Genomic DNA, 13,581 nt, shown 5'->3' with positions numbered 1-13,581 from the left:
GACCGTCGGGTACCCGGTGTAGTAGGCGTTCCAGTCGGGCGATGCATCGGGCAGCGCCGGAAGCGGGGTGATGCCATCGGCGTAGGTCGGCCACGACGGCGCCGACGCGACGGCACGGTTGGCCGGGGTCTTCTTCTTCGGCGCGAAGAGCGCATTGAGCAACGGGATCAGCGTGGTGCCAACGGCCACGAGGATCGTGAGTGCGACCACGATGCGCCAATACAGCTCGCCGTAGTGGAACGTGTGGGGGAAGGCGAGGAAGAACACGAGCATGCCGACGAGACCGACGAGGAAAGTGACCGTCACGATGTAGATCACTCGGGTGAAGGTCGTGACGTATCGCTGCGCTGCCGGCGTGAACAGGCGCACGTGCAGCAGGGCCAGCTGGAGGATGCCGATCACGAGGAGCAGCTGGAAGAAGCGCTCGGCGCCGAAGTAGAACCCGTCCTCCGGGAGCCAGATCTTCACGGCGCCGACGAGGAGAGCGACGATCCAGCTCACCATGCTCGCCAGCTGCAGCCAGTCGGGGCGGTTCGGCGCCAACCCGGCCTCGAGGATCGCGATTCCCGCGAACGCTGCCAGCAGCAGGATCGTGAGGAACGCACGACCGATCAGACCGTCTTGGTCACCGATGAGCACCCAGATGACGCACACGAGGGCCGCGGCGATGAGAGCGCCGATGGCGATCCACAGGGAGCCCCTGATCAGCAGCGACATGTTCTTCTTCTCACCCTGCGGTCGATGCGTGGTGATGTCCGGCTGGGACATGGCGTTCCTCTCGTCGAGCGGCGATGCCTTCATCCTGCCATGCGCGCCGACGGTTGCCAGGGGTTCGACCCCGTCGCGAGAAGTCTGTTGACCCTTCGGGTCTGGGGAGGAGAGGTCAGCCGGTCTTCTTCGCCGACGCCGCAGCGAACGCCGCGACCCTCGCCTGCGCGTCGGGTGTCTCGAGGGCGGCACCGATCGAGCGCGCCTCTTCGCCCAGCTGCTCGACGAAGGAGCGTTCCGGCTGCTCGCGCACCAGCCTCTTCGCCTGACCGTAAGCGTCGGCGGCACCCGCCAGCCAGAAGCGTGCGATCTCCTCACCGCGCGCTCGCACACGCTCCGCCTCCGCGGCGGCGTCCTCACCCTCGACGGCCTCGGCGACGAGTCCCCACTCGACGGCCTCCGCTGCGGTGAGCAGCCGATCCTGCAGGACGAGCTGCAGGGCACGGCGCTGGCCGACGGCACGAGCGAGCTGAGCGGAGACCGACAGGTCTGGGGTCAGACCGATGTTCGCGTACAGGCTACCGAGCTTCGACCGCGAGCCCACGACGGCGTAGTCGCTGCACAGCAGGATGCCCAGGCCACCTCCCGCGGTCGTGCCGTGGGCCGCGGCGACGACAGGCACCGCTGATTCCGTCAGCGAGCGGATACCGGAGTTGATGACCTCGGCAAGCGCGGTGATCTCCGCACCGGACGCGCCCATGGTCGTCGCCATGTCGATCACGTCGCCTCCCGCGCAGAACGCAGGACCCGCGGCATCGATGAGGATCGCCTTCACGTCGGTGCGCGACGTGGCCTCGGCCGTCGCGTCCTTCCAGGCGTGCGCCAGGTCGGCGTTGAACGCGTTGAGCCGAGCGGGCCGGTTCAGTGTGAGCCGAGCCATCCCCTCTTCGACGGCGAACAGGATGGCGTCAGTCATGGCTTCTCCTTCGAGCACAGAACGTGTCGCACCAGCGTAACCGCGATCAGACCCGCTCCCAGACCTGCGAGACGAAGCTCTCCATGCGCCGGCGCGTGCCGTCGAGACGGAAGTCGACCTGACCGGGCGACCTGACCTCGTTCGGTGCGAGCGGGTGCGCGAGGCGCACGTTCTCGTGGCAGGAGAGGTCGGCGCACATGTAGGTGCCGAACGAATCCCCCCGCTTGCCCGCTTCGCCTGCTCGACGGGCGGAGAGGAGGGCGACCTGGTTCCCCGGCTGCATCGTGTGGCAGATGTTGCACATGCCCGACCTCGCGCGACCGGGGTCCGTCGCACGCAGCACCACTCCGATCACCTCGTCGTCATGCGGGATCAGCACATAGCCGCGACGGCTCGCTCCGGGGTCCTGCCAGGCGAAGAAGTCGAGGTAGTCCCAGTCGACGAGCAGAAAGTCATGAGGCATCTCCATCAGACGCAGCTCGTCATCGTCCGCATTGACGAACGATGCCCGGACTTCGGCTTCGGTGAGCGGTCGCATCTCTCCAGTCTAGGAAACCGTTCGCGGGGGCGGGGTGGGGACCCCCCGCCCCGCCCCCGTTCTGCGAATCGACTCGAGCCGCGTCAGCTCCCCTGCAGTGTGTCCGCTCTGGCGTTCACCTCTGCCAGCGCGGGTGCTCGTTGCGCGCGCCACCCCTCCTCGACCAGCGGCACGACCTCTCGCAGGAGCACGCGGGCGCGATCAATCGTCTCGGCCCTGTCGAGCACGGCCGGATGGATGCCCAGCACCAGCTCGTCGGTCAGCGCGATCGTGGGGTCGGCGAGCAGATCGGCGGCGAGCGCCTCAGGGCTCCCCCAGGCGAAGTTGTCCGACAGCAGCTGGTCCGGGATCGACAGCGACAGATCCACGCGTCCGGCTGCAGCGCTGGCGACGTTCCAGCGGGCGGTGCGCTCTCCGGCGAACGCGAGGGCTTCCTCGGTCGTGCGGCCGGGGAAAGCGGAGCGGGAGGTGACGACCCAGGGAGTGCGCGTCGATCCCCAGGTGTCCGCGAAGACCCGACGATACTCTCGCACGGAGTCCGCCTGGCGCCGCTGGAATGCCGCCCGTGCATCAGGGTGCCGCTCCGGCCCGTTGCCGAACCGCTCCAGGATGAAGCCGTCGCCGGTGCGCCCCGCGAAACGGATCGTGTCGATGTTCGAGCTGCCGTGGAACAGCCGTCCCTCGAGCGCGGTGTTCTGTGGCCAGATCGCGCCCGTGCCCCCATCGACCACGCCTCCCTGGAGCGCCCAGTGCAGACGGTCGATCTGATTCTCGAAGCTGGTGTCGCGGTCATTCGTCCAGGTGTGGAACACGTGATAAGAGTCGGAAGGGACTCCCTTCCCGAGGCCGAGCAGCAGCCGCCCACCGGCGAGATGGTCGATCGCGGCGACCTCCTCCGCGGCGCGCACAGGATCGTCGAGGATGATCGGCAGCACCGCGGTACCGAGTCCGATCGTGCTCGTCGCGGCGGCGAGCGCCCCCAGAAACCCGTACGGGGAGGGAAGAGCCGCCCACCCGGAGTGGAAGTGCCGTGTGGCGATCCAGGCGCTGTCGTAGCCGAGCTCCTCGAGCTCCTGGATCAGACGGATCGTGTCTCGATAGACGAATCGCGGATCCTCGCTGTGGTCGAGGTGCGTGATGAAGCCGATACGCAGACGGTCACCGATCGTGGTAGAGCCGAGGGGCAGGTCGGTGCCTCCGAACGGGGAGGTTGTAGTTGCGGTCATCCGCGGGCCTCCTGCACGCGAGGGCCGGCACTGAGCGCGCGCTCGGGAATGCGGGGATCGACATAGTCGACGGCCGTGCGCACGGCGTCCGCCTGCAGCGCGGGCAGTTCCGCCGCGAACAGCTCGATCGCCGTCAGCGCCTGCAGTTGGCTGATCCCCGGTCCCTGGAACTGGATCGCGGTCTGCTCGGTGCCGTCGAACTGGTCGTTCCACTCATGGACCTTGTCGGCGACCTCGGGTGCGGTGCCGATCGCGAAGCTCAGCTGCTCGGCGATGTCGTCGTAGTCCTCGGAGTCCACCCCTCCTGTCCAGTCCAGACCGAGATAGATCCGCGCGTACGTGCGCAAGAACTCCAGCGCTCCGGCGCGTGCGGCGTCCTTCGTCTCGGCGACGAGACCGGATCGAAGATGGATGATCTCTCCGCCGGGTACGGTGGCGCGATACTCGCGGCTGAACCGCAGTCGTTCCTCCAGCGGGAGCGGACGCGGGATCATCAGCCGGTAGCCGTGCCGGGCCGCCAGGCCGATCGCGTTGCGGCCGGCCGCCGTCCAGATGAGGTCGCGTGCGGGACGCCCCGCCGGCGGCGAGATCTCCACACCGTGGAAGGAGTAGTACTCCCCCTCGAAGTCGACGACCTTCTCATCGATCGCCTGCCGCAGGATCTCGTGGACCTCGGCCGACCGCGCGGAGGACGAGGCCTTGTCGATTCCCCACACGGCGAAGAACTCCTCCGAGCCGACGCCGCTGCCGACCCCCAGATCGAGCCGCCCACCGGATACCGCGTCGAGCAGCAGCGCCGACTCCGCGAGTCGGATCGGGTGGTAGAACGGGGCGCACACGATCGAGGTCCCGAGCCGGATGCGGCTGGTCACTCCGCTGAGTCGTGCGAGGAAGAGCAGCGGGTCCGGCACCTCCCCGCGCATCGTGAGGTGGTGCTCGGTGATCCAGACGCCGTTGTATCCGAGCTGGTCACCCAGGATCACCTGTTCCTCGATGTCGCGATAGAGCGAGACCGGACTCTGTCCGGGCGAGACGTCTCCGTAGTAGAAGAGATCGATGCGTGGCATGTGCTGGTCCTTTTCCTCTCAACAGGGGTGGTGCGTCACTCGGAGAGCCAGGTGTCGTAGAACGAGTCGGTGTAGCCGACGGCGTCGAAGGTCCATCCGTGAACGGCCGGAGTGGTGCCGACGATCTTCTTCGGGATGTACAGCGGAACCGCGAAGCCCCCGTCGAGGATGCGGGCCTGCACGATGTGCGCCGCTTCGATGCGCGCCTCGGGGTCGCCGTCGGACTGCACGATCGCGTACTGCGCGTCGATGACCTCGTCGTTCAGCAGGCCGTAGTTGATGCCGTTGCCGCCGTTGCGCGGGTCGGCGCTGGAGGTGAAGGGCGAGACGGAGGTGCCCACATCGGCGTAGCCGCGGGAGGCGTCAGCGAGGTTGTGCTCGTTCTTCGCGATCGCCGCCGTGAAGGAGGCGGTGTCGAACGGGATGCGCTCGACCTCGAATCCGGCGTCCTTGAGCGAGGAGGCGATGGCCTCGCCGAGCTGCTGACGCTGATCGGTCTGCACGTACAGGCTGTCGAAGTACCAGTCGATGTGCAGACGCTCGCCGTCCTTGACCCGGTAGCCCGCGGAGTCGAACTCGTCCCAGCCCGCTTCGTCGAGCAGTTCCTGCGCCTTGTCGAGGTCGTAGCCCCATGAGCCCTCCAGGCTCTCGTCGTAGGCGCCGACCGGCGGGGTGCCGGGCAAGGTCGTCGTCCAGGAGCGGCTGTAGACACCGCCGTAGACGCTCTTCAGGAGGGCATCGATGTCGATCGCCTCTCGGAACGCGAGGCGCACGTTCTTGTCGTCGAAGGGAGCGATGTTCGTGTTCAGCGCGAGATAGTAGGGCGTTCCCGTGTTGTCCTGCGTGATGACGGTGTTGCCGGCCGCCTCGACCTCGCCGATGTTCAGCGGCGGCACCTGATCGATCGCGTCGGCCTGCTTCGAGTTGAGAGCACCGATGCGCGCCTGCGTCTCCGGCACGAACTGGATGACGACCTCGTCGAGGTAGGCGGGCCCCTCGTGGTCCGCGGTCTCGGGTGCCCACGCGTAGTCGGGATTGCGCTCGAGCACGAGCTTGGATCCCTTCGCGTATTCCTTGACGCGGAAGGGGCCGGTCCCGATCGACAGGGCCGGGTCGGTCCCGAGCTCGGCGGGGGTGTGCTCGCTGAGCACCTTGCCGGAGTAGATCGGCCAGTGCGGGGTGGAGAGCGCGTGGATGAACGCGGCGTTCTTGCGACCCAGGGTCACCTGCAGCTCGTCGTCGCTCAGGACAGCCGTGGAGACGATGGCATTGCCCGCAGTCGCCAGACCGACCTCGTTGAGCGGTCGGTCGAGGTTCTGCTTGAGCACAGCCGCGTTGAACGGGGTTCCGTCATGGAAGACGACGTCATCGCGCAACGTGAAGGTGTAGACCAGTCCGTCGTCGCTGATCTCCCACCCTGTGGCCAGATGCGGCTTGTACGTGCCGTCCTCCGCCTGCACCACCAGCGGGTCGAAGATGCTGCTGTTGATCGAGTTCAGGTTGAGGGAAGGGACCTTCTATCCGTCCCAGGTCCCGGGCTCGGTGTTCGCGAGATAGGTGAGCGTCCCACCGGAGACCGGCGAGGCGTCCGCGGCATCCGACGACGACGGCGCCGATGCGCCGCCGGCGCAGGCGGACAGGGCGAGGGAGGCGGTCAGGACGGCGCCGAGCGCGAATGCTGCTCGTGTTCTGTTCATGGTGAAGGTTCTTCCTTGGTCGCTGTGTGCGGGTGTGGTCGGGTGGGCGGTCAGGGCAAGAGGCGCGGGACGGCGGCGAGCAGTTCGCGGGTGTAGGGCTGGGCGGGAGCGGCGAAGATGTCGTCGGCCGGGCCCGACTCGACGACACGTCCGTGCCGCATCACGACGATGTCGTGCGCCAGATGGCGGACGACGCCGAGGTCATGACTGATGAAGAGGAGCGAGACGCCGAGCTGCTCCTGCAGCGCCTGCAGCAGGTCGAGAACCTGTGCCTGCACCGAGACGTCGAGCGCTGACACCGGCTCGTCGCACACCAGCACGTCGGGGTTCGTCGCGAGCGCCTTCGCGATCGCGACCCGCTGGCGCTGCCCACCGGAGAGGTCGAGGGGACGGCGTGCGAGCACGGCACCGGTCAGTCCGACCTGGGTCAGCAGCTCCTCGGCGCGCTCCCGACGCCGCTCGCGAGGAACAGCACCCGCGGCGATCGCTTCACCGAGCAACGCGGCCACGTCATAGCGCGGGTCGAACGAGCTGAGCGGATCCTGGGAGATCGACTGGATGCGCGGACGCCGGCTTCGTCGCTCCCGCTCGGGGATCCCCGACCAGGGCTTCGCGTCGAACACCACCTCGCCGCGATCGGGGGCGAGGGTGCCGAGGACGATCTGCGCGGCCGTGGACTTGCCGGAGCCCGACTCCCCGACCACGCCCAGGGTGGTGCCGCGGCGGAGGGCGAAGGAGACGTCGTCGAGAGCCGTGAGGACACCACCGGGCGCGCGGTACGTCTTGTGGAGGCCGCGGGCTTCGATCACGGGGGTCGCGCTCTGCAGGGTGGCCTCCGATGACCGCCGCTCCTGCAGCACCGGCAGCGGGGCGGTCGAAAGACGCGTGCCGCGACGATGCTCGGCCGGAATCGCGTCGATGAGCCGACGCGTGTACGGATGCTGCGGGTCGGCGAAGATCGTGCGTGGAGCTCCCCGCTCGACGACCACGCCCTGGTTCATCACCAGGATCTCGTCGGCGATGCGGCTCACGACGGCGAGGTCGTGGCTGACCAGGAGGATGCCGGTGCCGGTGGTCTTGAGTTCGATCAGCAGATCGATGATCTGCGCCTGCACCGTGACATCGAGCGCCGTCGTCGGTTCATCCGCGATGAGCACGCGCGGCCCACCCGCGATGGCCGACGCGATCAGAGCACGCTGTCGCAATCCACCCGAGAGCTCATGCGGACGCTGCTGCGCGCGCATCCGAGGCTCGGGGACACCGACGCGACCGAGCAGCTCCTCGACGTTGGCCGCACGCGCCCGCCGGGAGCCGATGCCATCGAGACCTTCGGCGACCTCGGCTCCGACCCGACGCAGCGGATCGAGCGAGACCAGCGCGTCCTGATGCACGAGGCCGATCCCACTCCCCCGCACGGCACACCATCCGCGACCACGCAGCCCCCTCAGGTCGATCGCGCCGTAGCGGAGCTCGGTCGATGTGATCTGCGCGCCGCGGCCGGACAGTCCGAGAAGACTGCGCGCGGTGACACTCTTGCCCGACCCCGATTCACCGACCAGGGCCACGCAGCGTCCGGCAGTGACGGCGAACGACACGCCGTCGACCGCAGGGGCAACGGCCCCGGGGAAGCGCACACGCAGGTCGCGCACCGAGACGATCGCCGTCTCGTTGGCTTCCTCGTCGACGGTCGACACCAGGGGGTGGGAATCGACGACGGTCACAGCGACCTCCTCCGCGAGACGACGCTCTGCTGCCACCAACGGCCGGTCACCGTGACCGAGACCACGGTCAGGGTGATGAAGACTCCGGGCCAGACGCTGACCCACGGAGCGAGCGAGAGGTACTGTCTGGCCTCCGACAGCATCAGCCCCCATTCCGGGGTGGGCGGCACGGCACCGAGTCCGAGGAAGCTCAGCGACGCGCCGAAGATGATGCACACCCCGACGCCGAGCACCGAGTTGACGAGCACGGGGCCGAGACTGTTGGGAACCACGTGCCGCGCGACCACCGTGAGCGACGGCAGCCCGAGCCCCACGGCCGACGAGACGTAGGAGGATCGGCGCACCTGCAGCACTTGAGACCGCACGAGGCGAGCCGCACCGGGGATACGGCCGATACCGACGGCCCAGATGACGCTCGACATCCCCGGGCCGAGCACGGTGATCAGGATCAGCGCGAGCAGCACCTCGGGAAAGGCGAGCAGGATGTCGAGGAACCGGCTGATCAGCCGGTCGGCCAAGCCGCGGGAGTATCCGGCGGCGACCCCGAGCACGATGCCGCCGACGAGGCCGATCGCCGTCGCGAGCAGGCCCAGAGAGAGCGAGTACTGGGCGCCGTGCAGAACGCGTGAGAGCACGTCGCGACCGAGCTGATCGGTACCGAAGGGGTGCGCCACACTCGGCGCCTGGAGTGAGGAGAGCGGATCACCCTGCAACGGGTCATATGAGGTGAAGGCCCCAGGAGCGAGGCCGATCACGAGCAGGGCGGCGAGCACCGCGATCGCCAGGAGCACGCCGACCGGCGGATGCACCCGTCGGCGCACGAGGCCGTCGGCGGGGGCCGGTTGCAGGACGGCCGAAGCGGTCATGAGCGCGCCTCCTTCAATCTCGGGTCGAACAGCGGGTACACGAGGTCGACCACGATGTTCACGACCACGAACACCAGGGCCGCGAAGACCACGGTGCCCAGCACCACCGGGATGTCGCGGTCGGCGACCGCGGAGACGGCGATGCGGCCGAGGCCCGGACGGGCGAACAGGGTCTCGAGCACTGCTGCGCCGCTGAGCAGCGAGCCGAAGATCAGGGTGCTCAGCGTGAGTGCCGGAATCGCGGCATGGCGCAGCACGTGGTGCGAGCGCAGCCGACTCTCCGAGACACCACGGGCGAGGACGGTCGTCACGAAGGGCTCGTGCAGCGTGTACTCCATGCGCTCGCGGAGCACCTGGGCGAGCACCCCGATGAGCGGCACCGAGAGGGTGACGGCGGGGAGCACGAGGGAGGCGGGACCATTGGCGCCGAAGGCCGGGAAGATCGGGAACGTGAACGAGAGCAGGTTCATCAGCAGGATGCCGAGCCAGAACGACGGCACCGAGATCGCGACCAGCTCGATCGCCTGCGCAGCCAGACGCGCCGAGCGGCGACGTCCGGAAGTGGCGAGCGCGAGTCCCACCGCGACGATGCCGGCGATCGCCATGGCGGTCACCGTGAGCTCGACCGTCGCACCGAGCTCGGAGAAGATGATCTGTGTGACGGGGGCGGAGCGTTGGTAACTGATCCCCAGATCCCCCTGCACCAGGTTCGCGAGGAACGTGAGGTACTGCACGAACACGGGTTGGTCGAGGCCGTAATACGCGGCGACCTGTTGGCGCAGCTCCGGCGGCGCATCGAGCACCCCGGCGAGCAGGCTGTCGAGCGGATCGCCGGGAATCAGCTTGAGCGCCACGAAAGCGAGGGTCGCCGCTGCCCAGAGCACGATCACCGCGTCGAGCAGCCGGTGCAGGGTGAACGGCAGCCACCCCCCGAAACGGAGGCCGCGCACCCGGGTGGCCGGTGCGAGCGCTGCTGTCGCCGTCATCCGTCCCCCCAGCGGTACCGTCCACCGGTCGCGACGAACTCGGCGGAGACCGCCGCCTGCAGCCCCTCGTCGGCGAGGTAGTCGAGTGCTGTCGCGGCGAGACCGATCGCACCGTCGACCAGCGTGTCGAACGCAGGAGGACGCACGGTGGCATCCGCGAAGGCGGCGTTGTGGGGCAGCACGTCGGAGGCCGCGCCCAGACCGAGCGCCGGGTGTATCGCCGGGATGAACTGACTGACGTTGCCCATGTCTGTCGATGGGCCGCCCTGCCGCACGACCGCCGGCCGTACGGGGACGGATCTGCCCTGCCGGGTGAGGGCGGTGGCCCAGCGCTTGTTCAGCTCGACGTTCGGGCGCAGCGGGAGGTAGGGCGGCTCGAAGTCGACGTCCAGCTCCGCCGTGGTGCCGGTGCTGAGCGCCGCCGCTTCGAGGATGTCGACCACTCGCTGCGTCAAGGCGTTCAACGTCGCCACCTCGGTCGAGCGGATGAGGAACTCCGCAGCGGCGCGCTCCGGCACGACGTTGGCCGCCGCGCCGCCGTCGGTGATGATGCCGTGGATCCGGTCGACGGGCAGGATGTGCTGACGCAGCTGCGCCACGCCCTGGTAGGCGGTGACCACGGCGTCGAGCGCGTTGAGACCGAGGTACGGACTGAGCGCGGCGTGGGCCGCGCGACCGCGGTAGGTCACCCGCACGCGGCGCACGCCGCTCGTGCCGCCTCCATACACCGGGGAGACACTGGTACCTCCGCCCGGGTGCACCATCGCCGCGGCATCCACGTCGTCGAAACCGCCGGCGCGGATGATGAGCTCCTTGCCCGCCCCGCCTTCCTCGGCCGGGGTACCGATGATCGACAGGCGCCCTCCGCCCGGCGCGAGATGATCCCGTGCCGCCAGGAAGGCTCCGACTGCCTGACCGGCGATGATGTTGTGCCCGCACGCATGACCGACCTCCGGCAGCGCGTCGTACTCCGCGATGATCGCGAAGTGCGCGTCGCCCTCGCCCACCGTGGCCCGGAAAGCGGTGTCGAGTCCGAAGGCTCCGCGCTGGACGTCGATGCCGTGTGCGTCGAGGAGGTCGGCGATGCGTCCGGAGGAGTAGACCTCCTGGAAGCCGATCTCGGGGTTTTCGTACAGATCGGTGGCGAGCGCGACGAGCTCGGGGCGCAGAGCCCTCACCGACGCGGCGATGCGGTCGTGCGTGCCGTCCGCGGCACCGTCGAAGGCACTCTCGATCGAGGCATCGGCGGGGATGCTCCCCCGCTGCGGTGCGGCGGTGTCGAAGGCCAGATACGCGTCGAGCGGGTCTGTGCCGGGTCGGATGTCGAGGCTCATCTCTCGTCCTCCGCCGTGCGACGCGGGTCGAAGGCGACGCCGCCGAGCGCATCGGCGACCTCGGTTGCCAGCCGACTCGTCACATCATCCGGCAGTCGCAACTCCAGGGCACGTCGATTCTCGGCGAGGTGTCGGAGGGAGCGCGACCCGACGAGGGCGAGTCCGTTCGGACGCGTGCTCAGCGCCCAGGCGAGGGCGGTCTGCGCTGCCGACAATCCGAACGGTGCTCCCCCCGCGCCGAGCACCCGGAAGACCCGGTCGTACTCGCTGCGCGCCAGCCCACGACCGATCAGCGCCCAGTAGGCGACGAAGGGCACGCCCAGCTCCGCGGCTCTGTCGGCGACCACCGCGTTCGCCGGCGCCGCGATGTTGTACAGGCTCTGCACGGCCGCCGGCACCTCGATTTCGACCAGTTCGTCGAGCTGGATGAGGTCCGGCTCGCACACACCGAGGTGACCGATCAGCCCCTCGTCGCGGAGCTCGCGCAGCGTTCCCCACTGATCGGCGAGCGGGACGGCAGGGTCGATGCGGTGCAGGTACAGCAGGGGGATCTGATCCCGGCGCAGTCGGAGCAGCGTGGCGTGCACCTGCTGACGGAGATAGTCCGGTCGGCCGAGCACACCCCACCCGTGCGGACCGGTGCGCAGCATCCCGACCTTCGACGCGACGAGCACCTTCTCAGAGGGACGGACGACGTCTCCGATGATCTCGTCGCTGATGCCGGGACCGAGCGCATCGGCGGAGTCGACGTAGTCGTATCCCTCGTCGATCGCCGCACGCAGGAGCCGACGTGGCTCGCCCTCGTCGGAGGCGCGCCCCCATCCGTCACCTGCGGTGAGCCGGGCGGCGCCGAAGCCGAGCCGGGAGACTGGTCGCCCGGCCAGGGTGATGCTCGTCTGCGCCGATGGCGCGACGGCTGGGATGCTGACGGTGTGCACGGGACTCCTCGGGTCGACTTCTGCCCGAAATCTATGGGCTCGCCCGCACCTGCAGCCCGTCCGCAGTCACCGTTCGTCGTCGATGGATATCCGGCTTCACGACGCGTAACAGGGAGACTTCGTCGAGCCCGTCGACGTGCGATGCAGGTCCGGTCCCCCCTTCACACGGTCCGCTCCGTCGAGGGCCGTGCAGCGGACGTGGCCAGGCGACGACGGCGGTGACGTCGGATACGCACGCCGACCCGTGTGGATGCTCGGAACGCCGTCGCGGGTGCCCGGGATCGGGCTCGCCCTGACCGGCCGTGTCACGTGGAGGTCGCGCGGCTGGTTCGAGGAACAGCTAAGGCCCCGAATCTCGCGTGTATCCGCGGATCTCGGGGCCTTGATTCTGGTGGCGAGTGAGGGATTCGAACCCCCGAATGCAGTGCAGTCTGATTTACAGTCAGATCCCTTTGGCCGCTTGGGTAACTCGCCAGAGCGCACCCGTCCGACTTGAACAGCCAACCGGGGGCACGAGAGACAAGCATACCTGTCCGAGGCGGGTGCAAGAAATCGAAACGTCAGCTGCCGTTCACGCCCCGCCCCGAGTCGGCCAGAGACTCCGGAGTCCGCAGCAGGCCGCCCTCTGCGCGGCAGGTCGCAGCGGCGATGTCCATGGCTCGCAGCAGGAGCACGCGCCACTGCGCCAGGTCGGACGGCGACGCCGAGACCAGGCCCTCGGAGACCGCCGCGAGCGTCGCGTCACCCGCCCCGACGGTGTCGATCACGGCTCCGGGAAGCTGGGCGATGGGCGCGGAGACGACACCGGCGTCCGCATCGATCATGGCACCTTCCGCTCCCGCGGTCGCCAGTACGGCAGCGGCTCCGAGGTCTCGCAGGCGCCCCCGCAGTGCGTCCAGGTCGCCGTCGTAGAGGATCGCTGCATCATCCGCGCCGACCTTGACGACGGCCGCCGACGTCGCCAGCCGCTCGAACCCGCGGACGAACTCCTCGCGATCGCTGAGCATCCCGGTGCGCGGGTTCGGGTCGACGGCGACCCTCGCATCGCCCAGGGCATCGACCAGGGCATCGACCTCTGCCGGCACATCGAAGGGGAAGCAGCTGATGGCGACGAGCGCGGCGTCGGAGATCGCCTGACGTGCCTCATCGGAGTATCGGATGCTGCGCTTCTGCGCCGCCTCATTGAACACGTACTGCGGCTCGCCATTCGACGCGCGCTGTACGACGGCACGAGAGGAGCCGTGCGGGGCCTCGCTCGAGATCAGGCGCACCCCGTGATCCCCGAGGTACTCGCGGATGTGGGCGCCCGCTTCATCGTCACCGACCATCGCGATCAGCGTGGTGTCGACCCCCAGCCGACGAAGGCCGACGGCCACATTCAGCGCAGCGCCGCCGACGAGCTCGCGCACCCCCGAATCATCACGGATCTCATCGATCAGGGCATCGCCGATCACGACCACGGAACCGGCAGCAGAAGTCACGTTGCTCACCCGCTGACACTATCGCGGTGCCGGGACGCCCTGA

At 68.8% G+C, this 13,581-nt stretch carries 13 protein-coding genes and 1 tRNA gene; all 14 read right to left on the bottom strand.

The features are described from left to right. On the bottom strand, nucleotides 1-768 hold a 768-nt coding region (locus DSP71_RS05715; protein WP_147251215.1), incomplete at its 3' end, for a hypothetical protein. A gap of 115 nt (nucleotides 769-883) precedes the next feature. Then, nucleotides 884-1,684, bottom strand: coding sequence for an enoyl-CoA hydratase/isomerase family protein (locus tag DSP71_RS05710; RefSeq protein ID WP_061017769.1), 801 nt, complete (start codon nucleotides 1,682-1,684; stop codon nucleotides 884-886). A 46-nt stretch (nucleotides 1,685-1,730) separates the two neighbouring features. Then, nucleotides 1,731-2,222 carry an FBP domain-containing protein gene (locus tag DSP71_RS05705; protein WP_058633240.1) on the bottom strand — a complete coding sequence of 164 codons (492 nt, stop codon included), beginning with the start codon at nucleotides 2,220-2,222 and terminating at the stop codon, nucleotides 1,731-1,733. An 83-nt stretch (nucleotides 2,223-2,305) separates the two neighbouring features. Next, complete coding sequence (locus tag DSP71_RS05700; protein ID WP_113680598.1) at nucleotides 2,306-3,448, bottom strand: LLM class flavin-dependent oxidoreductase; 1,143 nt, start codon at nucleotides 3,446-3,448, stop codon at nucleotides 2,306-2,308. After that, on the bottom strand, nucleotides 3,445-4,515 hold the full coding sequence (locus DSP71_RS05695; protein ID WP_061017746.1) for an LLM class flavin-dependent oxidoreductase: 1,071 nt from the start codon (nucleotides 4,513-4,515) through the stop codon (nucleotides 3,445-3,447). The genes DSP71_RS05700 and DSP71_RS05695 overlap by 4 nt, the downstream gene beginning before the upstream one ends. Nucleotides 4,516-4,550: 35 nt before the next feature. Continuing rightward, nucleotides 4,551-5,978: an ABC transporter substrate-binding protein gene (locus tag DSP71_RS05690; protein WP_179516200.1), complete on the bottom strand. Its 1,428-nt coding sequence runs from the start codon at nucleotides 5,976-5,978 to the stop codon at nucleotides 4,551-4,553. Nucleotides 5,979-6,032: 54 nt separating this feature from the next. Next, a complete protein-coding gene (locus DSP71_RS05685; RefSeq protein WP_113680596.1) occupies nucleotides 6,033-6,212 on the bottom strand; it encodes a hypothetical protein in 180 nt (59 codons plus the stop codon). A gap of 50 nt (nucleotides 6,213-6,262) precedes the next feature. Next, on the bottom strand, nucleotides 6,263-7,933 hold the full coding sequence (locus DSP71_RS05680) for an ABC transporter ATP-binding protein (protein WP_113680595.1): 1,671 nt from the start codon (nucleotides 7,931-7,933) through the stop codon (nucleotides 6,263-6,265). Next, on the bottom strand, nucleotides 7,930-8,799 hold the full coding sequence (locus tag DSP71_RS05675) for an ABC transporter permease (RefSeq protein WP_113680594.1): 870 nt from the start codon (nucleotides 8,797-8,799) through the stop codon (nucleotides 7,930-7,932). Before DSP71_RS05675 ends, DSP71_RS05680 begins: the two co-directional genes overlap by 4 nt. Next, nucleotides 8,796-9,785, bottom strand: a complete 990-nt coding sequence (locus tag DSP71_RS05670) for an ABC transporter permease (protein ID WP_113680593.1) — start codon at nucleotides 9,783-9,785, stop codon at nucleotides 8,796-8,798. The genes DSP71_RS05675 and DSP71_RS05670 overlap by 4 nt, the downstream gene beginning before the upstream one ends. After that, nucleotides 9,782-11,119: a M20 family metallopeptidase gene (locus tag DSP71_RS05665; protein WP_113680592.1), complete on the bottom strand. Its 1,338-nt coding sequence runs from the start codon at nucleotides 11,117-11,119 to the stop codon at nucleotides 9,782-9,784. Before DSP71_RS05665 ends, DSP71_RS05670 begins: the two co-directional genes overlap by 4 nt. Further along, a complete protein-coding gene (locus DSP71_RS05660; protein ID WP_179516201.1) occupies nucleotides 11,116-12,057 on the bottom strand; it encodes an aldo/keto reductase in 942 nt (313 codons plus the stop codon). Before DSP71_RS05660 ends, DSP71_RS05665 begins: the two co-directional genes overlap by 4 nt. Nucleotides 12,058-12,446: 389 nt before the next feature. Next, nucleotides 12,447-12,531 (bottom strand) — tRNA-Tyr (locus DSP71_RS05655). A gap of 86 nt (nucleotides 12,532-12,617) precedes the next feature. Continuing rightward, nucleotides 12,618-13,547 carry a PfkB family carbohydrate kinase gene (locus DSP71_RS05650; protein ID WP_113680590.1) on the bottom strand — a complete coding sequence of 310 codons (930 nt, stop codon included), beginning with the start codon at nucleotides 13,545-13,547 and terminating at the stop codon, nucleotides 12,618-12,620. Nucleotides 13,548-13,581 lie beyond the last annotated feature (34 nt).

The organism is Microbacterium sp. H6, assembly GCF_003314775.1.
Lineage (GTDB): Bacteria > Actinomycetota > Actinomycetes > Actinomycetales > Microbacteriaceae > Microbacterium > Microbacterium oxydans.
Note: the sequence above shows the minus strand (reverse complement) of the source record. Positions and strands in the feature narration are given on the sequence as shown.